This window comes from Methanolobus bombayensis (genome assembly GCF_017873415.1).
Lineage (GTDB): Archaea > Halobacteriota > Methanosarcinia > Methanosarcinales > Methanosarcinaceae > Methanolobus > Methanolobus bombayensis.
In genome coordinates this window covers 41,527-66,144 of the sequence record NZ_JAGGKD010000001.1, presented here as the reverse complement: position 1 = coordinate 66,144, position 24,618 = coordinate 41,527, and the positions used below count along the sequence as shown (strand labels likewise).

Genomic DNA, 24,618 nt, shown 5'->3' with positions numbered 1-24,618 from the left:
ATTTTGGTAATCAAAATATAGGAAAGTGCAAAAATGGAATATGAAAAATCAATCAAATTCAAATATAGTTAGACTCCAACCAGCTTCTTCGCAATCTCAGCAACATGCCTGCCCTGGAACCTTGCAATCCCAAGCTCATTCTCACTCGGCTGTCTGGTATCCGGGCCGCCACCAGCAATCGTAGAAGCACCATAAGGACTGCCGCCTGTGATCTCATCAAGAGTTGACTGTCTTGTTTCTGAATATGGGACACCAACTATTACCATCCCATGATGCAGCAGTGTCGTGTGGAAACTCAGTATTGTCGCTTCCTGCCCACCATGCTGTGTGCTACTGGATGTGAAAACACTACCCACCTTGCCGATTAGCTCACCCTTTGACCAGATGCCTCCTGTTCTGTCAAGAAAAGCACGCATCTGTGCAGCCATCATGCCAAATCTTGTTGGAGTTCCAAAGATAATGGCATCTGCTTCTGTGAGATTATCAACTGTTGCAACAGGGATGTGTTCAAAACTCTTTTTGGATTCTGTGGCTCCCATTTTTTCCAGAATCTCAGGAGTGAAGGTTTCCTGTACCTGAAAAAGTCCGACTTCTGCGCCTTCTACTTCACTGGCTCCTTCGGCAACAGCCTGAGCCATCTTGTAGTTGTGCCCGTACAAACTGTAAAAGATCACATTTATTTTCATCATTCCCACCTGTTCTAATGGTTGTAATCAGAGCTATTTACACTGTTATATGGGCGAATTACATTATAAATAATTTTCCAGATATGTGGTTAGAACAAAGTTTCAAATAGTATATGTTAGATATAATTAACATAATAAGATTAATATCTAACATTATGTTAGAATTAGATAGGAATGAATGATATGGATAAATTAGAAAAATACATCAAAATGAGCTATACACTTGGAGCAATAATAATATTAGCAGGAGTTACACTGGTAACAGTCATTCAAAATTACCAGCAAGCAGGTATATCTCTGATAAATATAGGAGCCATAATCATCTTTGTTACTTTATGGAGAGCAAGGAGATACAGGGATGGACCCGTAAAAGATGAAAGGACTGTGAAAATAGGTGCTTACGGGCTCTCATATTCCTGGTTTATCACTCTAATGGTAATAGCCCTTTTGTTCTGGGTTGATGAATTAGAGCTTATCCGGATGAATGTTAAGCATGTACTTGGGATACTGATGTTTACCATGATAATTACAGCAAAGGGAATCCAGTGGTACCTTTTCAGGCAAGGAGATGTTGAATAAACAGCTTCAAAGGAATGGTCAAATGAAAACAAGAATCAAGGAACTTCGGGCCAGATATGACCTGACTCAGGAAGACCTTGCAAACAAAGTTGGTGTCCGGAGGGAAACAATCGGTTTTTTGGAAAAAGGGAAATATAATCCCTCACTAAAACTTGCATATAAAGTAGCAAAAACACTGGAAACCACAATTGATGAGCTGTTCATATTTGAGGAAACAGATCTTGAGTGACAGGAAGATTAGCATGGAAACAAAAACAAAGGTATGGCTTGCAGAAGACGGAGAACCAATTATCGGTGAAGGCAAGGTAGAACTTCTCAAAACTATAGACGAGGAAAAATCACTAAGAAAAGCCTGCATGAAAATGGACATCTCCTACAAACATGCATGGAACGTCCTGAATAAAATAAGTGAAAGGCTTGGTAAGGATGTGGTCACAACCGTAAGGGGAGGGAAAAACCAGGGAACATTTCTTACCGAAGAAGGACGAAGGCTCATCAGGGAATACGAAATGAACAGGAAATTCATTAACAATACAATGGAAGATGAAGGTTCCTGGGAAAATCTGGGACTTGTAATCTCAGCACGCAACAAAATCCCTGCAAAGGTTATCAAGGTTGAGAAAGATGGACTTGTGGCAAAGGTCAGACTGGAGATTAACCCATCAGCACTCACATCAGTTATAACTTCAGAGGCAGTGGAAAGGCTCGATATAAAAGAAGGCGATAATGTATTTGCGATAGTCAAGTCAACGGAAGTACTCATCGGAATAGACAAAAAAAGGCAAGAAGAAGGCCAGGATTGAAGAATCAACCTTTCAAAAGCCGTATATACTTTCAGCCCATATATATGGATGGTTAAAAGTTAGAATAACAATTTAGTCTTGCAATAAAAAGTCGATATTTGTTGTTCCATTTAGGAAGAAAATCATGAGAAATAAAAATGATTTTTCGTGGGAGAACGGCAAAATAAAAAACGGTGACACTCTGGGGAAGATAGTAGCAATTCCCACCCAGGATGATTCAGAGCCGGAAACTTTAGACGAAACAAGTAGAAAACAGATGCATGAAGAACAGTCAGACATCGTAATTGATGAGTTCAAAGAAAAAATGACGGAGATACTCTCAAGAGAACTCCATAGAAAACATTAAAGTTCAAGCTTTCTTCTGTTTTCTTTGCTTATAGATACCATTGATGATAAAAGGAATCAGCATTAGTGCAAACCCTGTTTTTATCCATGGATCCAGTACCTCACTTGCAGTTCCTGCAATAGACGATGCTTCAATGCCCAATCTGAAATAGATAGCATCCAGTAGTAAACCAAATGCAAGAGAGCAGATGGCAATCATGGAAAGATATATAGCCGCACTTCTTTTACCCAGAAACTTTGTCACCATAGTAATAGTTGCTGCATTGGTAGCAGGACCGGCAAGTAGAAATACAAAAGCAGTACCCGGACTCATTCCCTTTGCCACCAGAGCAGCGGCAAGAGGAGTTGAGGCTGTTGCACATATGTACAGTGGAATACCTACTACCAGCATCAGTAGCATGGAGAAAACTCCTCCTCCAAGATAGTCACCTACCAGTTCATCAGGTATTGCATAAGATATTACTCCTGCTATCAGTATGCCAACAATCAGCCATCCAGAAATATCTCCAAGCAACTCTACAAAAGAATATCTCAGAGATTCCTTTATTTTGGTCAATACCGAAGCATCCTCAACTGTAGCCATATCCGAATTACATGAGCAGGATGAATCATTGCATGAAGGTGCCTGCATCAAAGCAATTGAACCATCGGGAGATTGTGAAAATGATTTTTTTGCAGTTCTTCTTTCACCAATGATGTTTTCTGTAATTCCGGTAAACAAAGCAGTGGTCATACTGGCTATGGGACGGAAAACAGTCATTATAGGATCAAGCAGAGCATAAGTTATTGCAATTGAATCCACACCTGTTTCCGGCGTGGATATGAGGAAAGAAAGAGTTGCTCCCTTGGTAGCTCCGCGGTTCTTTAACGAAATTGCAGTTGGAACCACACCACAGGAACACAAAGGCAATGGAATTCCTATTAGTGAAGCATTGAAAGCTGATCTGATTTTTCCTGCTGATTTGCCAAGATACTTTAAGATCTTTTCATCAGGAACAATTGCATGCAATAATCCTGCAACTGCGAATCCGAGAAAAAGATACGGTGCTGCCTCTTTCAGCAGTTCCCATGACTCTGCAAGAATCCCATATACAAGAGAGAAAATTGAATCAATAACTGCCATTATTTGTTTTCCTCCACATGTTCCCGGCACATAGACATTAACAATTCGACATGCTCATCCGCAATGTAATAAACTGCAAACCTTCCTTCTTTTCTCACCCTCACAAGATCAAGTTGTCTCAGGTTTTTCAGGCTGTGGGATATTGCAGACTGGCTGATACCCAGGGCATCCTCCATTGCTTTTACACAAAGATCACCCTGCAGTAAAAGGAATAAGAGCTTCAGCCGGGTTGTGCACTGGAGTGCATTGAATATCTTGCACATTGAAGAAATGGACTCTTCAGATGGAAGATTACTGAATCTGTCATCGAGACTTTTTGAATCGGCACAGATATGTTCTGAACTATCCATGAACATATGAACACATGTTCATATATTAATTTGACCCTTATTCAAAATACCAGACATGAAACAAGCAGAATAAAAAGAACAAATAAACCATAATCCATATTTTTAAAATTCAACACATGCATTGAACTGCGCCCCTGACCTGTATAACAACGACTTTCCATTGCAAGAGCAACTTCATCCACAGATCTCAGAGACATCCTGACAAGTGGAACTACAAGAGACATGATTGCTTTTACGGGTTCTTTTCTGGCATCCAGACCTCTTGATAATTGTGCATCCTTCAAATCTTTGAAATTATCATATAGCATTGGGACAAAATAAAGAGATAGAGACATCATCATTGCAATATCATGCGAGGATATCCCAAAATATCTTAACGGCAGAGGTCTGAGAAGCTTTTCGATGCCTGTAGTTAGTCCTGAGGGAGAGGTTGTGGCCGTAATAAGAGCAGCAAAAAGGATAAGGAAAACAAATTTCAAAGTAACTATGCCACCAAGCAGCAATCCTTCGTAAGTTCCGCTCACCAAATTCAGATCCAAAATGGGAGTGCCTTCCGTAAAGAAAAATTGCATTAAAAATATCAATGAGAAAAATGGTATCATCGGACGCACAGACTTTATGAAATGAATAACAGGAAGTCTGCAGATAAAAACCAGTGTTGAAAAGACCAAACCAACTAATGCCATTGTTTCAAGAGATGAAACATTAAGAATACAGATGCTGATTACCATAAGTCCGATGATCTTGGTTCTGGGATCAAGTCTGTGTAGCAGGGATTTTCCGGGAATGAAAGAAAGAAAAAGGTCATTCATCTTTTTTCACTCCTTTTGATCTCATTACTCTTGTAATCTCGTTAAAAGCTTCATCTACAGAAAATATGTCAACAGCTACATCAAAACCACGGTATTTCATATCTTTCATAAGAGAAGTGATTACAGGAACCTGTGAAGATGCTGAGCAGAGATACTCTTTTGAGCTTCCGGTAAAAGCAACACTGCCCTTTTTTAAAAGAATTACCTTATCGGCAAAAGGCAGGAAATCATCTATCTGATGTGAAACTACAATCACAGATATTCCCGAACTATGAAGTTTTTTCAGGGTTGATAAAAGAGATATCTTGTTATCCGGGTCAAGACCGGATGTGGGCTCATCCAGAACTATATATTCCGGCTTCATGGAAAGCACACCTGCAAGAGCCACCAGTCTCATTTGGCCACCACTCAATGAGAAGGGCGATATTTCTGAAATATCAGGGTTCAGACCTGCAAGAATCAAAGCTTCATTTACACGTTCTTTCAGTGCATCACCCTCCAGACCGAAATTTGAAGGTCCAAAAGATATATCTTCAAAAACGGTCTTCCCGAAAAGCTGCCTTTGCGGATACTGCATCAACAAACCAATCTTAGATCTCAGATTTTTATCCCCGGAGTAAATACCATCAACTGTCACGAAACCAGAATGTGGTTTTAGTAATCCATTGAAATGTCTGATAAGAGTTGATTTTCCTGAACCTATTCCACCTGCAATAAGAACGAATTCACCTTTTCTGACAGAGAAACTTACCCTGTCAAGAGCTTTTTTTTCAAGAGAGGTACCTTTATTATAGAAAAACTCAAGCTCTTTTACTTCGATGGACATATAGCCTCCAATAGCTCATCCTTAGATAAAGGGAAGGATGTTTCATCGATGATACGGGCATCCAACAGCTTTTTTGATAATTCGATTATCGGAGGAAAATCAAAACCAAAATCTTCAGAACTTATCTTGCTTATTATCTCTCTGGGACATCCGTTTTGGACTACACGACCTTTTTCCATTAACACAAGCCTGTCAGCATGAACAAGTTCTTCCAGCAAATGTGTCACATAGATAATGGTGGTACCTGTTTTGTGAAGCTGTTTTATCAAGTCCAGAATATCACTCCTTGAGCTGAAATCAAGCATTGAAGTTACCTCATCAAACAGTATTATCTCAGGTTCCATTGCCAGGACTGAAGCCAGAGCTACCTTCTGTTTCTGGCCACCACTGAGAGTTCTGGGTGTATTATGCCTGTGGCCGGACATGCCTACTGATTCAAGTGCTTCGGTAACACGTCTGTTTATCTCAGAAGATGAAAGACCCAGATTCTCAGGACCGAATGCAATATCCTCTTCAACGGTCATGCCTATGAACTGTGATTGCGGATCCTGGAATATCATTCCGGCTGTGCGTCTTATATCCTGCAGATTTGAAAGGTCACATGTGTCCATTCCTTTGACAACTACAGAGCCTTGACCTGGTTGCAGAAGTCCGTTAATATGTCGCAGCAGGGTTGACTTACCACAACCATTTTTTCCGGCAATGGTGACAAATTCACCTTTGAGTATATTGAGTGATATGGAATCCAGCGCAAGCGTGCCGTCAGGATAACTATAACTCAGGTTTTCAATATTGATCATGTTACTAATTCAGAGAATATCTGGAAGAGATTACTGCGGCTGCTATCAACTTAATAATAGCGCCCGGAACATAAGGAATCATTCCGAGAACTATTGCCTGATTCAGACTGAGGTCTGCAACGTTCATGAGCTGGAGAATTCCAAAAACATATATTATGAAAAGACCGGCCACCATTGAAACAATGTTCACACTTATCTTTTTAGTTCCAAAACGATCAGACAGATAGCCTATAATAAAAGTGCCGAATACAAAACCAATCAGAAAACCACCTGTGGGTCCGAATATCATACCCAGACCGGAGCTGCCACCGGAAAATACTGGCAGACCTGCGATTCCCAGAAGAAGATATACGATCACGCTTAAGGTTCCCCATCTTGCACCCAGTATTGCACCTGCCAACAGTACGAAAAGAGTCTGTAGTGTAATAGGAACAGGACTTGCGGGTACAGGAATCTCAATATAAGCGCCTACTGCCATCATGGCAGCAAAAAGAGATGCAAACACCATTTTTCTAATATTGCCGCTATTAGTGGTATGAAAACGATTTTCTCCTACCATTAGATCACCATTGATTTTAGTCGAAAAGCATTGTTAACCAATGCCTGCAACCAATGGTTTACGAAATATATAATCCTTGTGCAAAAGGTAAAGAAAGAACAGAAAATAATGGTATAAAAAGTGAAATTGTGTGCAGGATTCCCTGCACAAAAACAAAAAAGATTTACATATCCATCTCAGGCTGTGGCATACCTGGTGGCATTGCACCACTCTTGCCACTTGCAGCCACGACATCATCGATCCTGAGGATCATCACTGTTGCTTCGGTTGCTGCATTGATTGCTTGTGTCTTAATTCTGAGTGGTTCCAGGACATCATTCTCATACATATCTACTACCTTTCCGGTGTAGACATCAAGACCCATGTTCTTGTTGCCCTGCTCGTGCTGTGCACGGAGGTCAATGAGCTTGTCTATTGGGTCAAGACCCGCATTTTCTGCAAGTGTCTGTGGAATGATCTCAAGTGCTTCAGCGAACTTACCGACTGCAAGCTGCTCTCTACCCTTGAGTGTTGCTGCATAGTCCCTGAGTCTGAGTGCAAGTTCGATCTCAGTGGATCCGCCACCTACAACAATCTTCTTGTCTTCAAGTCCTACACCGATCACACATAGCGCATCGTTAAGAGCACGTTTAAGACTGTCGACGATGTGTGTTGTACCGCCGTGAAGAATAAGTGAAGCGGTCTTTGCTTCCTTGCATCCAAGCAGGAATGTCATCTTAGAACCATGAAGCTCACGTTCTTCTACAACTTCAGCTTCGCCGAGGTCTTCCGGTCTGATATCTGCTGCATCCTGGAAAAGAGTTGCACCGGTTGCTTTTGCCAGCTTCTTGAGGTCGCTCTTTGTGATTCTTCTGCATGCGTAGATACCTGCTTTCTCAAGATAGTACTGTGCAAGGTCATCGATACCTTTCTGGCAGAATACTACGTTTGCACCACTTGCAACGATCTTGTCTACCATTTCCTTGACCATTTTCTCTTCCTGTTCAACAAAGAGGTTCATCTGGTCAGGGGATGTTATCTTGATCTCTGCGCTCTTCTCGATCTTCTGGAATTCGATTGCGAAGCTTGCAAGGAGAACCTTTGCATTTTCGATTTTCTTTGGCATGTTTGGTCTGACTCTTTCCTTGTCGATAACAAGACCTGTGACAAGTTCTGTGTCAAGGATGCTGCCACCTTCACGTTTCTCGATTGTGATGTCATCTACATCGACTGAGATATTGCCATTGGACTCTTCCACAACTGAAAGGACTGCATCGAGAGCTTTCTCTGCAAGGAAGTCTTTATACTCACCTGCTGCTTTTCCGGTAAGAGCTGTCTTTGCCAGTTTCATCAGGGTTTCCCTGTCATCGGTAGAGACATCGATTGTGATTGTCTTTAAGATGTCAACTGCCTTCTCTGCTGCATGCCTGTAACCACCGGATATGATTGTTGGGTGAACACCTTTTTCTATGAGTTCTTCTGCCTTTGTGAGAAGTTCTCCAGTGAGTACTGCTGCGGTTGTTGTACCGTCACCGACCTCATCGTCCTGGGTCTTTGATACCTCAACTACCATCTTTGCAGCCGGATGTTCGATATCCATTTCCTTGAGGATTGTCGCACCATCATTTGTGATGACTATGTCTCCAAGTCCGTCAACAAGCATCTTGTCCATTCCTTTTGGACCAAGTGTTGTTCTGACTGCTTTTGCAACTGCCTTCCCTGCAAGGATATTAATGCTCTGTGCATCCCTTGTCCGGGACCTGTTTCTGTTCCCTAAAGCGTAAGTGGGCTGTCCTGCCAATTTTAAACCTCCTATAATAATAACCGTTCTATAAGCTAGAAGTGAATATTAGTTTAATTTGAGTACACTGATAGTACTGCTCAATCTAAATGCAAGCAGTTCTATATAAAGATAACTGATGAGATTTCGGCTATTTACATAAAAAGAAGGAAAAAATACAGAGAGAAACTGCCGATCAGCAGTTCAAAATAAAATTACAGAAAACTATTGAAGCCTGTAAAGCTTATTCAGGTGTGCAAATATCAGATTGTAAATATAGCGCCTGTACACACCTGCATCCGGTATACCGAAAATAGCCATACTTCCCGCATTCCATGCAACGTTGGTTATAACTTTGCGTTCTTCCATTTCATCCATTAGCTGCTTTAACATTGAGAGATCATCAACTGTTTCTCTCCAGTCACCAGTATGCACTGAAGAAGAAGCATTTCCATTTGCAAGCTCAAGTTGCTGCAATGCAAATGTATAGACCTGCAACAGGCTGACATCATTTTTATTTAACTCTATCCGGCCACTTTTAGAATCCTGGCGCAGGACTTTAAGGACAAGAGGAACATCAGACGAGCTAAATGTATTATTATCTAACTTTTCAATATAGATATTGATCTCATTCATGTTTTACACCCGGGACAATAAACCCAGTTAAAAGAAGTCCTGAACACAAATAAGAGTTACCCGGAAAAGCAGTCATAAAAAAAGAAGTATTTAAAACGATGCATATTGCATCGTTCCAATTTAAGGTATCAAAGTTTTTCAGCTATCTGCACAGCATTCAGTGCTGCACCTTTAAGAATCTGGTCGCCGCAAACGAAGAACTCAAGACCGTGGTCACCAAACACGATGTTCTGCCTGATTCTGCCGACTTCCACATCATATTTCTTTGTAGCAGTTATTGGCATTGGATAAACATTGTTGGAAATATCATCCTTGAGGTCAACACCCTCGATTGAGCTCAACAACTTCTTTGCATCATCGGGGTTCACAGGTTTTTCAGTTTCAATAACTATGCTTTCAGCATGTACCCTCATGGTGGGTATCCTTACACATGTACAGCTTATTGGCATCTCAGGTTCTGAAAAGATCTTTCTGGTTTCCCAGACAACCTTCATTTCCTCACGGGTGTAATCATTCTCCTGGAAACTGTCAATATGTGGAATTGCATTGAAGGCAATCGGATAGGCAAATACCTTGTTGCCGACTTCCTTACCGGCAAGGTAATTGCGGGTTTCTTCCGTCAGTTCGCTCATGCCTGCCGCACCGGCTCCGCTTGTAGCCTGATAGGTACTCATGATAACCTTTTTTACACCGTATCCTTTATGAAGTGCATACAGAGGTATAGCTGCAATAGCAGTTGTACAGTTAGGATTTGCAATTAGCTTTGACTCCCCGATTGCATTTGCATTGATCTCAGGAACTACCAGAGGCACATTGTCGTCGTACCTGAAAGCACTGCTGTTGTCAATAACATAGCATCCTGAACTTGTTGCCTTTTCTGCATTTTCCTTGCTCCATCCCCCACTGATCGCAAAAAATGCAATATCCATTTCGGAGTAGTCTGCCATGTCAGCATTTTCAATGGTTATTTCACCAAAGGGGGTTTCCATGACCTTGCCGGCACTTCTTACAGAAGCAAATAATCGTAATTCTTCTACAGGGAAATTCCTGTTGTTCAATACTTCAATGATTTCTCTACCTACTGCACCGGTAGCACCCATAATTCCTACTTTGTAACTCATAATTATATCATCCGCCTGATTGCAGGGGTTAATTTGTAAAAGCAATTAGCTTAATATATTTCTGATCTACCTGTATTGTTGCCGCATATCGGCCTTTTTTCCTGCCACTATCATATGTATGGAATGATATGAAGATTATCCTTGACCATTTCCCAGAATACATCTGGAACTGTTGAATTAAAGGAAACTGAAAAAAGTTGAGAAAAACTAAAGAAGCATAAAGCCATCGTTTTCAGGAAACAATAGATAGCTATTGCTTCCTATGAAAGTGAAAGGTGTTTGTTGTTGGTTTTAGATTATTGCATCAATATGAAACCAGAGTCTGTATACATGCTGTTTTTACGAAGTTGATCATGTTGCACCTAAGTTCAAATTCCTGCTCTGAAAGATCGTCTGTTTCCATATATCTGCAGAACATTTCCCTGAACTCATCGAACTTTTCTTCATCTTGGTTGTTCACAAATTCCCCTCGAATTTACGTATATTAACATAGTTTTCATTTATATATAATATATATATATCTGTCATTATTATATAAAAATATTCTGATATGTAATTCTATATAGACCTATAGTTCATTTAGAATAAGTAGAAATAGATGAAAAATTCAGGATATCTTATTCTTTATAGCAAAGATAAAATTAGTTTTGTATGAGCGTTTTAAGCCTAAAATCAAATTCTGACAAAACCAGGAATATTCTGTTCCAAAAACACTTTATTAATAAATATCCGACGGACTTTATTAAAAATATATATATGCATTGCTTATCAAGAAAAACGTGGTAGCATACTATCATGGTGGTGGTAATACGTTAAAAAGATTAAGCAAACCTAACTATGTTTTTAAAATTGCCAGAGTGGCAATACTAATGATCGTAGCCTTAATTGCACTATCTACACAGGCTTCTGCATGTCATGTATCTATTGGTGATAAAGTGTGGAATGACCTGGATATGGATGGAAAACAAGACAAAGGCGAACCAGGAATTCCAGAAGTAAGTGTGTATCTGTACAAATATGATTTCTGTAAAGATGAATGGATTCAGATCCAAGATACTAAAACCAATGAAGATGGAGAATACTCATTTTCAGCCAGTTACGGTTGTTATTATTACGTCAAATTTGAGCTTATTGAAGGATATGTATTCAGTCCCAAAGACAATGCCAAACCCTGGAAAGACAGTGATGCAGATGTTATTACTGGAAATACAAAATGGAGACAAATATGGTGTAACTATGATAAATGGGATGCTGGAATGTATAAACCAACTCCAAAGCCGGCTGGCGTAGGAAACTATGTCTGGAATGACCTGAACGTCAACGGAATACAAGAAGATGATGAAGATGGTATGGAAGGGGTCACAGTTAAGCTGTATACGTGCTCAGGTCAACTGGTGGATACAAAACTCACTGATGAAGATGGATACTATGAATTCACTGACCTCGAAGCAGGAGATTATTACATTGAGTTCGTTAGCCCTTCAGGATATATATTCACCTTAGCAGATCAGGGAGAAGAAGATGAAGACAGCGATGCACAGACTGGTGGAGCTACAAGTTGTTTCACGCTAAACGCTGGTGACTATAACAGTTTGGTTGATGCAGGAATCCACAGCATGGAAGAGATACCCGAATTCCCAACAGTAGCACTACCAATGGTTGCAATCATTGGACTTGCATTTGTCTTCGGACGCAGGAAGGAGTAAATTTTACTCATTCCTTTCTTTTCTATTTTTTTATTATCGTATATAGCAGAATATTTATACTTTTGACCTCGATTTTAGGCTATGCAGGAAAAAAGATATCCAAACGGTCATTTTATAGCAATAGGTATGGTTATTGGACTTCCGCTTGGAATTCCTATAGGAATTGCCCTGGAAATGATAGCTTTTGGACCGGCCATTGGGCTTGTTCTTGGACTTGGAACTGGTTTGTATCTTGAAAAAAAGTATAATCCTGATCCTTTAACACTGACACAGGAAGAGAAAGCTCAACGAAAAAAGATAATTATGACTTTAAGTGGAATTTTCCTGCTGGGAATAATCGCTTTTATCGCTTTACTTATCATGACTTATTGAGTAAATAATAAATGTTAACCTCTTGATATAGAAATTAATTAATAAGGAGATGAAAAATAGAAAAAATGGTGTGAAATATTCACACCTGACATAAATTGATCTTACTTACGCCTTGCAATTAACAATGCAGCTAGAAGACCGAACACTCCAATGAAAAATTCAAATCCAGGACTTGACTCAGAGCTTTCAGTTTCTGATTCTTCTGATTCAGCTTCCATTGACTCGATCTCTTTGATCTCCTCTTCTGACATGAACCTCTCACCCACGATCATCGGATCACCTTCGTAACCGAGAGCTTCGAAGTCCATGGCACCATCATCGAGATGGCATTCCTTACACTTCAGAGCACCTTCTTTAGGAGCCACTTCGTGGTTTATACTTTCATATAATGAAGTTTCCACGAATTCGTACTGACCGCTGTAAGGTACATCCACATATTCCATTCCTGCTCTAGCTGCCTTATCCCAGTCAAAGCTAGCCCAGTAAGAGTTTTCTCCTCCGAACAGGTCAGGGATGATCAGATAATTGTATTCTGCATCACTGATCTGTTTTGCAAGATGAATCTTGAATGGATATATCTTGGAATCACGATCATAGCGGTCTCCCAGTGGAGCTGTCAGGACTGTAACAACATCGGGATCTACTTCATCCCCCAGGTAATATTTGTCGAAACTGCCGTTAAACCATGCATATGTTGGTGTAACGTTCATTCCCCAGACAAAAGATCCTTTCTTCTTGTTGTAAGTTTCCTTACCGTACTCATCAGTTGGTATCGGATCTATGTCCTGGCCTGCCTGTGACCAGTCCCAGTACATTTTTGTCGGTACTTCACGGGCAAATTCGGGTATATGGCATGTCTGGCATGCTATTGAATCAGAGTGACCGTCGAGTCTTTCCTTGAAAACACCCTGGTGCGGTGTGTCGCCATGACAATCTGAACACTCTACCCTGCATTCAGAGCCCGGAACACCTGCAAATCGGCCTGCTACATTATGAGCTGTTGTCTTGTGACAATTCTGACAATCAAAGTCCATGCCGCCCATGTGAACATCAAGTTCTCTTGAAGGATCAAGCAATGCAGATGACATGTCACCGTGCTTTACATTATCTCCTCCTCCACCGAAGAAGTGACAACTTCCTCCGCATGTATCACGTGAAGGACTGCCAACACTCTGAGCTACGGCTACAAGATCGACAGATGGATCAACTGCGCCTGCACCTGTGGGTATTTTTACATAGGTGCCTGTAGTCTCGTGACAAACTACACAGTCTATATTCGATGCGTTTGTGAAATCAAAGGTATCGTCTTCCCAGCCATAACCTGTGTGACAGGAAGTACAGCGTGGTTCATTTGAAGCAATGGCAACACAGAAATTGTTAATTACTGTACGCTTACCAAGTCCTTCATATGCCTCGTCTCCACAACATTCTGAACATGTTGTCCAGAGCCAGTGAGTTGAGTTCAGCATGTCTGCAGCCTGTTGAGCGTGACACGAGATACATTCCGCAGTCACTTCCGGTCCGTTTTCATAAGGCCCCGTAAGGAATGAGTGATTCAGATACGCGGCAGAAGATGAAAAGGACAAGGCAAGAACACAAGCCAGCAAACAATAAAACCCAATGTGAATATTGTGTTTCATGGTTTACCCCCTTTTAATAAAGTAAATCCAACCTTCTTACTATATAAATGTCAAAAGCAGCCCTATATAAACATGAGGTAATACTGCCGAAAAGCAACAATTACACACCGTTAACAAAGTATCTTTTCTATATCGATATAAAAACAGAATGTAATAAAAAGGAAAAAATCGAATAAAATAAAAAAATGAAGATCAGAAAGCGAAAGTCTGCCTATTAAGATAATACTTTGCTCCCCTATTTGATGTTCTGGATTTCTTTTTAGACTGAGATTTCTTATTTCTTTTCTTTGCGGAAACGAATTTTTTGCTGCTATTATTATTTGCCTTTTTCTTATTAATATCGAACTTCACTTTCTTAATAGCCAGATCAACAGCAAGTCCCCTGAGCATCCAGCAAAGAGCCTGAGACTGATGGTATTTGTTCTTATTAAGTTTACCCGGAAAAGTTTCGATTACCATTCTAGTGGCTTTTTTGCCTGCCATTTCCCGAAGCTCAAAAAGATCTTTGTCTGAAAGGACATCTTTAGACGATACATGAAGACGTTTATACATTGCATTTGTCGGAAAAGGAGTTGCATTCATTACAGCAATCTTTTTCCTCAGTTTACCTATAGCAGGAGAATTTCTTATATCAACAAGGAATTCACGGTCTTTGGGATACTCGAACCTTACTTTATGTTTGGTCTTTGAGAGTCTGTCAGCCTGCTTATTCCTCATCCTTGGAACCCAGCGAAAATGAATATCAAGCTCATATTCCCTGATTATGTTGATAATATCACGATGGATGTTCCAGATTTCGTCATCCATTATAGGATAGATACCACGCATCTGGTAGATCACTGTCTGACTGTCTCCCATCACTGTCAGCGGACCCTGACCATCAGCTTTGACATATTCAAGCATGCCTTTTTTAAGGGCAAGATATTCTGCAAAAAGAGCGTTGTTGCTGGTTTGTTTCTCAAGGCGGTCGTTTCCGAGTATTGAGAATGAGTTGTTTTGCAAGGTCACAACCCAGCCTAACCCCATGCATCCTCCCGGATTAGGTGTGCATGAGCCATCGAAGGTTATTGCATCCATGTTTCTCGTACTGTTAGAATGTATCTTCAGTCGTACACAGGAATTTTCCCTTGCAAATTAATATTTGCTTAAAAATATATAACTGTGCTCCAGGTAAAGTATTGTGAGATATATAGATGATATTAGATATTGTGGCATTAGAGTAAATGAAATTGATACCAACAAACCTTATGAATTAATATTGAATATAATATATTGGGAGTGATCAAAGTGTATACAGTCTACATCAGAGCACTGGACGGTTCATACATAAATGTTGACAACATAATCCAATTATATGCTACTGTATTCGAGGATGAGGAATACATAATGGCAATGTCTTCCTATGAAACAGCCGATCCTGTTCTGGAATGCATGGGTAATAAAGATCCGGATATATTGATCTCAAATGCACTCTCTGTAATAGCCAATGCAAAAATTCAATCCCAGACCATAGGAGATGCTGTGATAGTGGACTTACCAGAGCAACTGGGAATGAACAAATTTTAAAAATTTCCATATCAGAATGAGTTCAACAGAGCCTACTAATAAATGATTTATCGTAGGCCATGGTCTTTTATCCGAACTACTAAAACAAAGCCAGAAAGACAATTTCTCTCACACGGTCGATAAGCTCCCTCACATCACCTTCCAGAGACTCTTCATCCTCATCAGCAATGGTACATCTTTTACTCAGATTCACAAGATATTCCATTGTCTCAAGCATTTCCTGATCTAGTTCTTTAGCCTTATTAGTCTCAAGAAGGTTCTGAACTATTGAATCTATGGTTTCCCCGGATTCCGGCTCGATGCCGTTCATCTCACCTAACATCCTCAAGTATCTTTCAAGAGCATTTCCTGCAGTGATACACGCTGAACGAACGGATCCTTGCTCATACAGGCTTTCGGCTTCTTCAAGCTCCGAATTCATTTGTTCGATCGAATCCATAATCTCGTGGTTGTTATTAGCTGAAATGATCAGGGGTCCTATTGAGCGAAGCATAATCACCATTGCATCAAAACAAGCTCTGAACTCTTTTTTCAAATCCCTCTTTTCATTGGAATTACTGACAGGATCCTTCAGGCCAATGAGGATCAATATCCTTTCGTGAAGCTCTGCAAACTCCTCACTTTTCAAGTTCCTGCCTTTGGTATATTCATTAAAAAGAACCCGACAACCTTCATACCATTCCTCATACCTTTGCAGAAGAGCAATTTGCAGAGGCTTGTTCTTAGAATTAATCACACATATCCTGTATTCGACATTTTGCAAGCCCGTAGAACCGTCATCAACACGTTTCATCCTTTTTTGTGTGGTACCTTCCAGCAAGTCCATATACATCCTTTCGATAATTTCTGATTCCTCGATGTATGTGCTAATGTCCGGTTGATCCATAATAGTAGAATGAGTAATTTTCTATTTAAATCAGAGGAAGCATGCAGTACTTTTGGAAGCATGTTCTAAAGACAAAATCAATAAGTACTGTCAACCCAAAATATATCATGGGGTTCGATCATGCAAAGTCTTGTATCGGAAGATATGAAAAAACACTCTACAGGAAAGATTCAGAGACATATTACCTTAATTCAGGATGATATGGAACACTGTTGTACTCCATGTCGCTATGCTTGTATTTCTGAAGCTATGCAACAGATCTATGATAACCACCCTCCTGCCCGGATACAGACTCTTCTATTGCAGTTCAAGGAGAAGTGTGAGAAACGTTCCAATGAAACTTTTGTTCAGAAACTCAAAGAGCTTCTTTTTGTGAACTGAGATTTAGAAAAGATGCGGTGGAAGATTAAATAGAATATTATTTTTCGGATGCTGAAGATAGTTGGATTTTTATTTTTGCATTAGATTTGAAGTTTAAATCAGGATAATTTTTCAGAGCTTATTCCAAGAATAATGGGAACAAATATACCAAAAAAATAGCCTGTGTAATGTCCGATGGAATTAATGAAAGCACCATTCTGCATGTTATCCTGAGGTATAAGGTCAGGAAGAATGAACAGGAAGTTGATGGCGGCTAAAAATAATATTATCAGATAGATTTTCTGGAGATTGGGAAATCTTCCCAGCCACTTCCTGATCTCAACGTGTTTCTGGATCACTTCTATAATGACATCTTTTTGCAGGAAGACAAGTATCAGAGCAAATGTTATTATAAGCGAGTACTGGAAAACCTGTGAGGAGATATTCCCAAGGACGAATACAAGATTCATTAAAATTATCAGGAACAGGAATGTAAGGTTCAGACTCTTGCAGCAATATTCTTTCAGAAATTTGTAGATGGCATATGTAAGATATCCAAATAGAGAACTGACTATTCCTGAAAAACCCTGATAAGTTGTCTGAAAGCCTATCATTTCCAAAGATGTTGTAGAGATAATCCATGGCAGTAGCAGAAACATGAATATCGAGTACATATAGAAACTGCGTTTGCTGGTCTCAAAATTGAATATCAGAAAACAGGCTGCCAGATAAGAAGCCAGGTTTCCCATAAAGTGCGGCAGACTGCTGTGTGTATAGTTTGACAGGAATAATGAATAGGCTGTTATCTCAGAAGGGTTCAATATGAAATATTCCTCTTTAATACCAGCCGGAAGTACAAATGTGATCATTAATAGTGCCGGAACTAGTAGAAAATAATACACCCAGTCCTTTGTTTCCCAGTTTGCATCAAACAGATGTGTTGAAAACAAAGGCTCAACACAAGCATGAATCTCTTCCGACATTATAAAATCTATTTTAATTTGAAGATAGATATGTTTTTGGGGAGAATTTGATAAAAAATTAATCAATAGCAAGAAAAATAAATTTCTAAATCTTAGCTTTCTATCTTATCAAAATCGCTTGGAAGTTTAAAAGTAAAGAGGATACACAATCGAATTAATACAAAACAGAATATCCAATCATAATGTTTCCATTTTCCAGTGAATAAATGGATGGTTACGGGAGATTCAATATAACTTTTTATATCACTTAACATCCAAAAACATATTTGATTTGAATATAAATATTTTTTCTGATGATTACTAACAATTATAATAAAATAATAGAAAAGCGTCCCGACCGAGACTTGAACTCGGGTCTAAGGCTCCGCAGGCCTCAAGGATATCCGCTACCCTACCGGGACATTGGGGTTCATGCACTAATGTCTTTCTGGCATATAAAGATTATTGGTTGTGAAAGGATATAATACTCTTAAAAATGTACGCGTGCAATCAATAAAAGTTAAATGCTGCCAGAATGATTACTAAGCATGTCGATGACAATAGGACTTGCAGGAAAGCCGAATGCAGGCAAATCCACATTCTTTAAGGCTGCAACACTTGCAGACGTTGAAATTGCTAATTATCCATTCACGACCATTCATGCAAACAAAGGAGTGACCTACGTAAAAGCCGAGTGTCCTTGTGTCAGCCGTGACAAGCGCTGTGGCAACTGTACCGATGGCATACGTTATGTACCCATAGAACTCATAGACGTTGCAGGACTGGTTCCTGACGCCCACCAGGGACGCGGGCTTGGTAATAATTTCCTTGATGACCTCCGTCAGGCACAGGCCATCATTCACGTGATAGACGCCTCCGGTGCAACAGATATAGAAGGCAATCCAACGGATATCGGTGAGCATGACCCGTTAGGTGACATAGATTTTCTCAACCATGAACTCACTATGTGGATACATAGTATCATCATGAGGAACTGGACAAAACTGTCACGCAAGATACAGGCAGAAGGACTTAACATCGAGCACATACTTGCAGACCAGCTCATGGGAGCAGGAGTTAACGAGCATCACATCAGTGAAGCACTCAACGAATGCAAGCTTGACAGGAACCACCTAACCAAGTGGTCTGAGGAAGATATAATCCATTTCTGTGACGTAATCCGTGCCCTGAGCAAACCAATGATAATCGCTGCAAACAAGATGGATGTAGCACCACCTGAAAACATCACAAATCTACAGGCACTTGATCAAATAGTTGTGTCCACAAGCGCAGCCGCTGAACTGGCACTGCGTTCCGCATCCAAAAGTCAGGCCATCAAATACGAACCAGGAGACAAAGATTTCGCTATAATCTCCGAGGAACTCAGCCCTGCGCAGAAAAAAGGACTTGAGAATGTACGCGCACTCATACAGAAAACAGAAGGAACGGGCGTTCAAAACTGCATTAACAGCGCCGTATTCGAACTTCTTGATCTCATAATCGTCTATCCGGTAGAGGATGAAGGTAAGTGGACGGACAAGAATGGACGCATGCTTCCTGATGCCTTCCTCATGAAAAGAGGATCAAATGCCCATGATCTTGCATACAAGGTCCACTCTGATATTGGAGAAAGCTTCCTCTACGCAGTGGATGCAAAAACAAAAATGCGTCTTGGAGAAAAGCATGAACTCAACGATGGGGATGTTGTCAAGATAGTTTCCACTGCAAAATAACGTTATTAAAAGCAAAATTAAATACAATATTAAAAATAATATTGAGGACATACCAGTATTCTGAACCACAATGAGCTTTGTAACATCTCTCTACGAAAAACACCTGATGCAGCAGGTAAATAAATATCCCCTCCCGGAACACATATCTCTGGTCATCTCAGAGACTGATCTTTTGCATGCAGACGGTTTCAGGAAGCTCAAGGATTTTGTCTTATGGTGTAAGCAGACGGGCATCGAAATGGTCAGCATCTACATCGATGTCCTTGATACCGAAGAGACACTCAAATCCCAGATGACAGAAAAGCTGACAGAAAAGATCAGTGAATTTCTCAGAAAAACTCCTCAAGGTGTCGGGTATCGGATTTTCGCAGAGAACGGAAAAGTTCATTCTGAAAGAAAAGGAAAAGATTTTCAGGCCTATGTTTCAATTGGATTTGGCGGACGAAAAGAAGTAACTAATGCTGTAAGGGATATTCTGCAAAAAGTAAAGGAAGGAAAGATCAAGCCTTCCGATATCAGTGAAAAAGATATTGAATCCCGACTTAAAGTAAAACATGAACCGGATCTTTTCATCCGCTCTGGAGGAAAACACCTATCTGATTTCCTCATCTGGCAGTCGATATATTCTGAATATTATTTTACCGATGTAGACTGGCAGAGTATCAGGAAACTCGATATAATCAGGATAATCAGGGATTTTCAGAAGCGTCAAAGACGTTTTGGTAAATAGAAACACATATTCAGATCAGATTTTTTCCCATTACAATGGCATTGTCATCATGATAATACCCTTCTATCCTGCCCTCAACCTGAAAACCGTTATCTAAATAGAACGACTGTGCATCAATATTTTTCTCCCTGACCTCCAGCACCATTTTACTAAAACCATAGAGTTTTGCAAGGTCAATGCACCACTCAAGCAATTTACTGGCAATTCCCTGACGCCGGCAGTCACTGCGTACAGCAATGCTCTGAAGATGAGACACACTTCTATCCTCTGAAGTACCTACTATAACATAACCAAGTATCCATCCATTTTCATATACAAGAAAGCCCGGGTTGCTAAGATGTGCTTTGAAAAGAAAATCAGGCCATGGAACATCAAAGGAACATTCCTCAATCTCTACAACTTCAGGAATATCCGAAATCTCTGCCCTTCTTATTACAACATCTTTCACAGTTTGCACACCTGAACGTACGGATTGTGATTCACTTTCTATGGGTGCTATTATTTATATTATACATACTAAAAAGCTGCCAATGACCTACGGAGTAGTAGTCTGTACCAAATGCCGGCAACATGCACAGATCATCGAAATTGACAGCAGTAAAACCACACACTGCCAGAAGTGCAACGCCAACCTCAAAACCAGGAAATTACGCGTATTCTTCTCTTCTGATATTCTTGAAGAAGTGATTTCAGTCAGAACACAGATACAGGCTCAGATAGCTGAAAGTGGCGGTACACCTACATTAAAAGATAGAAATTTTGATAGCCAGTTGCAGAGTTTTCAGAAATTCGGAAATGGTATAGATGAAAAGTCTGCCTGTCTCATTGACAACAGAAAAACTCAAAAGAGAAAGAAAAAACCAGATGAAATAATACTCGGAATACTAATGGAAAACAACAATAGGATGAGTATTGAAAAACTGAAAGAGAAAGTTCTGGAAATGGATGTTGGAGAAGAGCAATTCGAAGATGTTGTCAAAAAGTTGAAGGATGCCGGAGACCTTTATTCGCCCTCCAATGATGTTATCAGAATAGTATAGTTCATTTTATTTATTTTTTGAATCTGAAAAGCATTATTCTCTAAGATACAAACATCCATGAGAAAATATGTTCTGTTAGACTATACAAAAAATATATCTAAAAAGATGTATAATATAGAATGTCTCAACGATTACCAAAAATTGAAATTGCTTTAAAAATGACTTCATAAGGTATTATTATGTCCGATACAACCCTTGATATTGTGGAACTGCTTCTGACAGCGCAAATATACAACAAATATTCACAGATGGATGCCAGTGATCTGCCCAAGGAGATACGTAAGTATTACTGGAGCAGGGATCATAAAACAGTTCCAAAGCCCATCAGGGTCACAGTCAAAGATATTGAGAAAATGTTCGGTGAAGAGAGCATTGACAGTAAATTGAGATCACTTCCTTTTGTCAATATCGATGACAAAGAATTCTCTGCGAAGATAACAGCACTTGATATTGGTGCTGAATGGTTCCAGAAAAAAGATGAAGAAAGGGATCGTATTTCACACAACCCTGCACTTGCATTCTACTATGAGGAAAAAAAGACTGAAGGAGCAGATTACAGCACCGCCAGATCAAAAGTAAGACCAAAAGAAGTTGACAGGGAATGGATTGAATCCCTGATGGCAGAGATCGAAAATGAGGAAGGCGGCTCTGACATGCTCAAACTGGCACAGATCAGTGCACCCGAAGATATTCAGCAGACAATGGGTGACTTTGTTCTAACCCACGAGCAGGAAGAGGAAACTAAGAAGATCGTCAAGGCCATTCAATATCGTGATTATCTGAAACATATAGGGCTCTATGATGTAGGAAAAATACTCATGGTCGGTCCACCAGGAACCGGGAAGACCTCGCTTGCAAAAGCAATGTCAGAGCATCTCTCCATCCCCTTTGTGGAAGTCAGACTTTCAATGATAACCGATCAGTATCTCGGAGAGACCGCAAAGAACATAGACAGGGTATTCAGTCTGGCAAAGAGATTGAGCCCTTGTATTCTCTTTATCGATGAGTTCGATTTCGTTGCAAAAACACGTTCATCCGATGAACATGCAGCACTTAAAAGAGCTGTTAACACACTCCTCAAAGCAATTGATAACATCAGCCTGACAACTGACGGAGTACTTCTCCTTGCAGCAACCAACCACCCGAAGATGCTTGACTCTGCAGCATGGAGACGTTTTGATGAGATAATGAAGTTCCCACTTCCTGATGTTGACATGCGTAAGAAGATCCTTGACATTGTCACAAAGGAGATCAAAGGTGACTTTGACACTGCAGAAATTGCAGCACTCACACACGGATACAGCGGTTCCGATCTGAGAATGGTCATCCGGGAAGGTGTGCTCAGTGCACTTGTAACCGAAAGAATGGAACTAACACAAAAAGACATGCTCAATGCAGTTGCTGCATTTGATGAAAGAGCCGTCATCAAGACAAACGAATACGAAGAATAAGGATAATTTATGAAGATCACACTTCTGGGAACTGGTGATGCTACCGGAACTCCTGTTATAGGCTGCAATTGTCCCACATGCCAGGATGCAATGAATGGTGGCAAAAGCCAGAGAACCAGATTCGCAATCCTTGTGGAATCTTCTGAAGGAACTGTTCTTATAGACAGCGGACCTGACCTCAGATATCAGTTACTTAAAGCAGGAACCAGGCATATAGATGGAGTGATCTGGACACACGGACATTATGACCACTTTTCGGGCTTTGCCGAATTCCACAGAGTCCAGTACAATGTTGATGTCTACGGACTATCTGAAACCCTGGAATATATTTTAGATTATCTGCAATTCCTCCATCCTAAAAAGCATGAGAAGGAAATGTATGAGCCTTTCAATCTTATTGGACTGGAATTCACCCTTTTTGAAGTAATACATCCTCCGGTAAAGAAATCAATCGGAGTGATGATCCGGGAAGGAGATACAAAAGTTGTTATAACAGGTGACACCCAGAGGGATATTCCTCTAAAAAGTATCGAGCTTATTATGGAACCTGATCTTCTTATCGCAGATGCCATTGTGCCTCCCACAGTCGAGGTCAAAAAACACATGAACACAGAAGAAGCCATGGACCTTGCACATGAGATAAAGGCAAAAGAAGTTATATTCACTCATCTGAGCCACTTTTTCCCTCCACATGAGGAAGCCATCAAGGAATACCCTCTTGGTTATGATGGTATGACCTTTGAATTCGCTAAAAAATAATATTTTGGAAAAAAGAAGTTGAACTGAAGATTGCTTCATGTTCAATTCTTATCATTACCTTTCTTACCGGAATTTGACAATTGACTTTCAAATTCTCCTCGAATTTTTTCCAGCTTTTTCCTTTCGTTCCTATATCTGAAAAATATTGTAAAGGCAACCAATCCAAGTATCACAGCAGCTATAGTAAGGTCCCTTGGAGCATTTTTTGTGTAATACTTCACACTGATCATCTTTGGCATAGGTTCAATGGAATCCCCATCTTCCGGTGAATAACTCCCAAGAATACTCAGAAAACTGCTTGTTTCAACCTCGTTTGTCCATACAAGATTCTCTCTTCCTTCAGAATCATAATAAACCTGATCCGGGTCTGGCTTTACTTTCCCTATAAGGGAATTCCCTGTTGTATAGCCTTCAGGAAGAACATAACGAACAACTGATGGCGGCGTTGTGAGATAGATAAAATCCTGTCCCATGGCAGTAGTCATGGTGTATGCTACAAAGCCTGTAACCGGTTGTTCAAAATTAACGAATACATACTTCTGTCCCCGGATCACATCATCTGAAATTGTATAATTGATATCAAGGGCCGAGCTCATTGAAGAGAAAGACTCAATGTTTTCAGGCGTGGCTTTGGTATTATTGGCTATTTCACCGAGTACCACAATGTTAGTTACAGTTTCACCCTGATTTCCCAGATCCTCCATTGGTATTATCTGGATAGACGATTCATTCTCAAGAATAGAAACAACCTTAGCAGAATCGTTCTTTGAGAGATAAAAAGTGTGAGTTGGAATAAAAGTTCCATTGTCATAACTATTGTTAAGGAAAAGTTCAAACTCATAAGCAGACATGTCCTGAGTAGTATCCTCATCAACAGGAACAAGATCATCTATGCAGCCTGATGCGAAGAGCATGATACTTAAAAGGAACAGTGTCAGGAAAAAATATTTTTTCATTGCTACACCAATTGATGATTTATTTTATGAAACTATCGCTACATATAGTGAAGCTTTA

Annotated in this window: 30 protein-coding genes and 1 tRNA gene; 13 read left to right on the top strand and 18 right to left on the bottom strand. The window is 40.1% G+C overall.

All coding sequences use genetic code 11. The features are described from left to right. Positions 1–68: 68 nt before the first annotated feature. The gene (gene wrbA, locus J2746_RS00360) at positions 69–689 is read right to left on the bottom strand and encodes an NAD(P)H:quinone oxidoreductase (protein WP_209614724.1); all 621 of its coding nucleotides are present in this window, start codon (positions 687–689) and stop codon (positions 69–71) included. A 171-nt stretch (positions 690–860) separates the two neighbouring features. Between wrbA and J2746_RS00355 the strand changes: the two genes are divergently transcribed. From J2746_RS00355 to J2746_RS00340, 4 genes are all read left to right on the top strand, one after another. Further along, the gene (locus tag J2746_RS00355; RefSeq protein WP_209614722.1) at positions 861–1,265 is read left to right on the top strand and encodes a hypothetical protein; all 405 of its coding nucleotides are present in this window, start codon (positions 861–863) and stop codon (positions 1,263–1,265) included. A 22-nt stretch (positions 1,266–1,287) separates the two neighbouring features. Further along, entirely contained in the window at positions 1,288–1,494 is a 207-nt protein-coding gene (locus J2746_RS00350) for a helix-turn-helix transcriptional regulator (RefSeq protein ID WP_209614720.1), read from the top strand. Positions 1,495–1,507: 13 nt separating this feature from the next. After that, complete coding sequence (locus tag J2746_RS00345) at positions 1,508–2,068, top strand: molybdenum-dependent transcriptional regulator (protein WP_209614718.1); 561 nt, start codon at positions 1,508–1,510, stop codon at positions 2,066–2,068. 124 nt (positions 2,069–2,192) lie between these two features. Then, positions 2,193–2,414: a hypothetical protein gene (locus tag J2746_RS00340; RefSeq protein ID WP_209614716.1), complete on the top strand. Its 222-nt coding sequence runs from the start codon at positions 2,193–2,195 to the stop codon at positions 2,412–2,414. 3 nt (positions 2,415–2,417) lie between these two features. Here J2746_RS00340 and J2746_RS00335 read toward each other — a convergent pair whose 3' ends face one another. The 10 genes from J2746_RS00335 to J2746_RS00290 form a co-directional block, all read right to left on the bottom strand. Then, positions 2,418–3,536, bottom strand: a complete 1,119-nt coding sequence (locus J2746_RS00335) for an SO_0444 family Cu/Zn efflux transporter (protein WP_209614714.1) — start codon at positions 3,534–3,536, stop codon at positions 2,418–2,420. Next, on the bottom strand, positions 3,536–3,886 hold the full coding sequence (locus tag J2746_RS00330; protein WP_209614711.1) for an ArsR/SmtB family transcription factor: 351 nt from the start codon (positions 3,884–3,886) through the stop codon (positions 3,536–3,538). Before J2746_RS00330 ends, J2746_RS00335 begins: the two co-directional genes overlap by 1 nt. Before the next feature lie 41 nt (positions 3,887–3,927). Further along, positions 3,928–4,698, bottom strand: coding sequence for an energy-coupling factor transporter transmembrane component T family protein (locus tag J2746_RS00325; RefSeq protein ID WP_209614709.1), 771 nt, complete (start codon positions 4,696–4,698; stop codon positions 3,928–3,930). After that, positions 4,691–5,524: an ATP-binding cassette domain-containing protein gene (locus J2746_RS00320; protein ID WP_209614707.1), complete on the bottom strand. Its 834-nt coding sequence runs from the start codon at positions 5,522–5,524 to the stop codon at positions 4,691–4,693. The genes J2746_RS00325 and J2746_RS00320 overlap by 8 nt, the downstream gene beginning before the upstream one ends. Next, the gene (locus J2746_RS00315; RefSeq protein WP_209614705.1) at positions 5,509–6,324 is read right to left on the bottom strand and encodes an energy-coupling factor transporter ATPase; all 816 of its coding nucleotides are present in this window, start codon (positions 6,322–6,324) and stop codon (positions 5,509–5,511) included. Before J2746_RS00315 ends, J2746_RS00320 begins: the two co-directional genes overlap by 16 nt. 4 nt (positions 6,325–6,328) lie before the next feature. Further along, a complete protein-coding gene (locus tag J2746_RS00310) occupies positions 6,329–6,883 on the bottom strand; it encodes a biotin transporter BioY (RefSeq protein WP_209614703.1) in 555 nt (184 codons plus the stop codon). Between the two features lie 163 nt (positions 6,884–7,046). Then, the gene (gene thsA / locus J2746_RS00305; RefSeq protein ID WP_209614700.1) at positions 7,047–8,663 is read right to left on the bottom strand and encodes a thermosome subunit alpha; all 1,617 of its coding nucleotides are present in this window, start codon (positions 8,661–8,663) and stop codon (positions 7,047–7,049) included. A 204-nt stretch (positions 8,664–8,867) separates the two neighbouring features. Continuing rightward, positions 8,868–9,278 (bottom strand): hypothetical protein, encoded by a 411-nt coding sequence (locus tag J2746_RS00300; protein ID WP_209614698.1) that lies wholly within the window; start codon positions 9,276–9,278, stop codon positions 8,868–8,870. Positions 9,279–9,406: 128 nt separating this feature from the next. Further along, a complete protein-coding gene (locus J2746_RS00295) occupies positions 9,407–10,399 on the bottom strand; it encodes an aspartate-semialdehyde dehydrogenase (RefSeq protein WP_209614696.1) in 993 nt (330 codons plus the stop codon). Between the two features lie 304 nt (positions 10,400–10,703). Then, positions 10,704–10,859: a hypothetical protein gene (locus tag J2746_RS00290; RefSeq protein ID WP_209614695.1), complete on the bottom strand. Its 156-nt coding sequence runs from the start codon at positions 10,857–10,859 to the stop codon at positions 10,704–10,706. Between the two features lie 319 nt (positions 10,860–11,178). On the opposite strand from J2746_RS00290, the gene J2746_RS00285 reads away from it, so the two are divergent. After that, a complete protein-coding gene (locus tag J2746_RS00285) occupies positions 11,179–12,105 on the top strand; it encodes an SdrD B-like domain-containing protein (protein WP_209614694.1) in 927 nt (308 codons plus the stop codon). Between the two features lie 81 nt (positions 12,106–12,186). Beyond that, a complete protein-coding gene (locus J2746_RS00280; RefSeq protein ID WP_209614693.1) occupies positions 12,187–12,477 on the top strand; it encodes a hypothetical protein in 291 nt (96 codons plus the stop codon). A gap of 101 nt (positions 12,478–12,578) precedes the next feature. Here J2746_RS00280 and J2746_RS00275 read toward each other — a convergent pair whose 3' ends face one another. Both J2746_RS00275 and J2746_RS00270 read right to left on the bottom strand, forming a co-directional pair. After that, on the bottom strand, positions 12,579–14,117 hold the full coding sequence (locus tag J2746_RS00275) for a tetrathionate reductase family octaheme c-type cytochrome (protein WP_209615616.1): 1,539 nt from the start codon (positions 14,115–14,117) through the stop codon (positions 12,579–12,581). A 192-nt stretch (positions 14,118–14,309) separates the two neighbouring features. Beyond that, positions 14,310–15,194 carry a ribonuclease HI family protein gene (locus J2746_RS00270; RefSeq protein ID WP_209614692.1) on the bottom strand — a complete coding sequence of 295 codons (885 nt, stop codon included), beginning with the start codon at positions 15,192–15,194 and terminating at the stop codon, positions 14,310–14,312. Positions 15,195–15,404: 210 nt separating this feature from the next. On the opposite strand from J2746_RS00270, the gene J2746_RS00265 reads away from it, so the two are divergent. After that, positions 15,405–15,683 (top strand): hypothetical protein, encoded by a 279-nt coding sequence (locus tag J2746_RS00265; RefSeq protein WP_209614691.1) that lies wholly within the window; start codon positions 15,405–15,407, stop codon positions 15,681–15,683. A 79-nt stretch (positions 15,684–15,762) separates the two neighbouring features. Here J2746_RS00265 and J2746_RS00260 read toward each other — a convergent pair whose 3' ends face one another. Beyond that, the gene (locus J2746_RS00260) at positions 15,763–16,569 is read right to left on the bottom strand and encodes a HEPN domain-containing protein (protein ID WP_209614689.1); all 807 of its coding nucleotides are present in this window, start codon (positions 16,567–16,569) and stop codon (positions 15,763–15,765) included. A gap of 120 nt (positions 16,570–16,689) precedes the next feature. Here J2746_RS00260 and J2746_RS00255 point away from each other — a divergent pair, with 120 nt between their 5' ends. After that, positions 16,690–16,950 (top strand): hypothetical protein, encoded by a 261-nt coding sequence (locus J2746_RS00255; protein WP_209614687.1) that lies wholly within the window; start codon positions 16,690–16,692, stop codon positions 16,948–16,950. A 98-nt stretch (positions 16,951–17,048) separates the two neighbouring features. Here J2746_RS00255 and J2746_RS00250 read toward each other — a convergent pair whose 3' ends face one another. Both J2746_RS00250 and J2746_RS00245 read right to left on the bottom strand, forming a co-directional pair. After that, entirely contained in the window at positions 17,049–17,912 is an 864-nt protein-coding gene (locus J2746_RS00250; RefSeq protein ID WP_209614685.1) for a hypothetical protein, read from the bottom strand. A 329-nt stretch (positions 17,913–18,241) separates the two neighbouring features. Continuing rightward, a tRNA-Arg gene (locus J2746_RS00245) sits at positions 18,242–18,313 on the bottom strand. A 126-nt stretch (positions 18,314–18,439) separates the two neighbouring features. On the opposite strand from J2746_RS00245, the gene J2746_RS00240 reads away from it, so the two are divergent. Both J2746_RS00240 and J2746_RS00235 read left to right on the top strand, forming a co-directional pair. After that, a complete protein-coding gene (locus J2746_RS00240) occupies positions 18,440–19,624 on the top strand; it encodes a redox-regulated ATPase YchF (RefSeq protein WP_209614683.1) in 1,185 nt (394 codons plus the stop codon). Between the two features lie 70 nt (positions 19,625–19,694). Beyond that, positions 19,695–20,354 (top strand): undecaprenyl diphosphate synthase family protein, encoded by a 660-nt coding sequence (locus J2746_RS00235; RefSeq protein WP_209614681.1) that lies wholly within the window; start codon positions 19,695–19,697, stop codon positions 20,352–20,354. A 10-nt stretch (positions 20,355–20,364) separates the two neighbouring features. Here the strand turns inward: J2746_RS00235 and rimI are convergent, their stop codons facing one another. Continuing rightward, positions 20,365–20,802 carry a ribosomal protein S18-alanine N-acetyltransferase gene (gene rimI, locus J2746_RS00230; RefSeq protein ID WP_209614679.1) on the bottom strand — a complete coding sequence of 146 codons (438 nt, stop codon included), beginning with the start codon at positions 20,800–20,802 and terminating at the stop codon, positions 20,365–20,367. Positions 20,803–20,884: 82 nt separating this feature from the next. Between rimI and J2746_RS00225 the strand changes: the two genes are divergently transcribed. The 3 genes from J2746_RS00225 (at position 20,885) to J2746_RS00215 (ending at position 23,604) form a co-directional block, all read left to right on the top strand. Then, positions 20,885–21,394 carry a DUF5817 domain-containing protein gene (locus J2746_RS00225; protein ID WP_209614677.1) on the top strand — a complete coding sequence of 170 codons (510 nt, stop codon included), beginning with the start codon at positions 20,885–20,887 and terminating at the stop codon, positions 21,392–21,394. A 179-nt stretch (positions 21,395–21,573) separates the two neighbouring features. After that, entirely contained in the window at positions 21,574–22,845 is a 1,272-nt protein-coding gene (locus tag J2746_RS00220) for an ATP-binding protein (RefSeq protein WP_209614675.1), read from the top strand. 9 nt (positions 22,846–22,854) lie between these two features. Continuing rightward, complete coding sequence (locus J2746_RS00215; protein ID WP_209614673.1) at positions 22,855–23,604, top strand: MBL fold metallo-hydrolase; 750 nt, start codon at positions 22,855–22,857, stop codon at positions 23,602–23,604. 41 nt (positions 23,605–23,645) lie between these two features. Here J2746_RS00215 and J2746_RS00210 read toward each other — a convergent pair whose 3' ends face one another. After that, positions 23,646–24,560: a DUF5803 family protein gene (locus tag J2746_RS00210; RefSeq protein ID WP_209614671.1), complete on the bottom strand. Its 915-nt coding sequence runs from the start codon at positions 24,558–24,560 to the stop codon at positions 23,646–23,648. Between the last annotated feature and the right edge of the window lie 58 nt (positions 24,561–24,618).

Excerpts from the sequence above, each read along its gene's own strand:
- J2746_RS00240 (WP_209614683.1), top strand. The coding sequence starts at position 18,440 with ATGTCGATGACAATAGGACTTGCAGGAAAGCCGAATGCAGGCAAATCC.
- J2746_RS00295 (WP_209614696.1), bottom strand. The coding sequence starts at position 10,399 with ATGAGTTACAAAGTAGGAATTATGGGTGCTACCGGTGCAGTAGGTAGA.
- J2746_RS00355 (WP_209614722.1), top strand. The coding sequence starts at position 861 with ATGAATGATATGGATAAATTAGAAAAATACATCAAAATGAGCTATACA.
- J2746_RS00315 (WP_209614705.1), bottom strand. The coding sequence starts at position 6,324 with ATGATCAATATTGAAAACCTGAGTTATAGTTATCCTGACGGCACGCTT.
- J2746_RS00320 (WP_209614707.1), bottom strand. The coding sequence starts at position 5,524 with ATGTCCATCGAAGTAAAAGAGCTTGAGTTTTTCTATAATAAAGGTACC.
- J2746_RS00300 (WP_209614698.1), bottom strand. The coding sequence starts at position 9,278 with ATGAATGAGATCAATATCTATATTGAAAAGTTAGATAATAATACATTT.
- J2746_RS00330 (WP_209614711.1), bottom strand. The coding sequence starts at position 3,886 with ATGGATAGTTCAGAACATATCTGTGCCGATTCAAAAAGTCTCGATGAC.
- J2746_RS00350 (WP_209614720.1), top strand. The coding sequence starts at position 1,288 with ATGAAAACAAGAATCAAGGAACTTCGGGCCAGATATGACCTGACTCAG.
- J2746_RS00270 (WP_209614692.1), bottom strand. The coding sequence starts at position 15,194 with ATGGATGCAATAACCTTCGATGGCTCATGCACACCTAATCCGGGAGGA.
- J2746_RS00340 (WP_209614716.1), top strand. The coding sequence starts at position 2,193 with ATGAGAAATAAAAATGATTTTTCGTGGGAGAACGGCAAAATAAAAAAC.
- wrbA (WP_209614724.1), bottom strand. The coding sequence starts at position 689 with ATGATGAAAATAAATGTGATCTTTTACAGTTTGTACGGGCACAACTAC.
- J2746_RS00345 (WP_209614718.1), top strand. The coding sequence starts at position 1,508 with ATGGAAACAAAAACAAAGGTATGGCTTGCAGAAGACGGAGAACCAATT.
- J2746_RS00210 (WP_209614671.1), bottom strand. The coding sequence starts at position 24,560 with ATGAAAAAATATTTTTTCCTGACACTGTTCCTTTTAAGTATCATGCTC.
- J2746_RS00235 (WP_209614681.1), top strand. The coding sequence starts at position 19,695 with ATGAGCTTTGTAACATCTCTCTACGAAAAACACCTGATGCAGCAGGTA.
- J2746_RS00255 (WP_209614687.1), top strand. The coding sequence starts at position 16,690 with ATGCAAAGTCTTGTATCGGAAGATATGAAAAAACACTCTACAGGAAAG.
- J2746_RS00260 (WP_209614689.1), bottom strand. The coding sequence starts at position 16,569 with ATGGATCAACCGGACATTAGCACATACATCGAGGAATCAGAAATTATC.
- J2746_RS00335 (WP_209614714.1), bottom strand. The coding sequence starts at position 3,536 with ATGGCAGTTATTGATTCAATTTTCTCTCTTGTATATGGGATTCTTGCA.
- J2746_RS00280 (WP_209614693.1), top strand. The coding sequence starts at position 12,187 with ATGCAGGAAAAAAGATATCCAAACGGTCATTTTATAGCAATAGGTATG.
- J2746_RS00250 (WP_209614685.1), bottom strand. The coding sequence starts at position 17,912 with ATGTCGGAAGAGATTCATGCTTGTGTTGAGCCTTTGTTTTCAACACAT.
- J2746_RS00220 (WP_209614675.1), top strand. The coding sequence starts at position 21,574 with ATGTCCGATACAACCCTTGATATTGTGGAACTGCTTCTGACAGCGCAA.
- J2746_RS00215 (WP_209614673.1), top strand. The coding sequence starts at position 22,855 with ATGAAGATCACACTTCTGGGAACTGGTGATGCTACCGGAACTCCTGTT.
- J2746_RS00225 (WP_209614677.1), top strand. The coding sequence starts at position 20,885 with ATGACCTACGGAGTAGTAGTCTGTACCAAATGCCGGCAACATGCACAG.
- J2746_RS00275 (WP_209615616.1), bottom strand. The coding sequence starts at position 14,117 with ATGAAACACAATATTCACATTGGGTTTTATTGTTTGCTGGCTTGTGTT.
- J2746_RS00325 (WP_209614709.1), bottom strand. The coding sequence starts at position 4,698 with ATGAATGACCTTTTTCTTTCTTTCATTCCCGGAAAATCCCTGCTACAC.
- J2746_RS00310 (WP_209614703.1), bottom strand. The coding sequence starts at position 6,883 with ATGGTAGGAGAAAATCGTTTTCATACCACTAATAGCGGCAATATTAGA.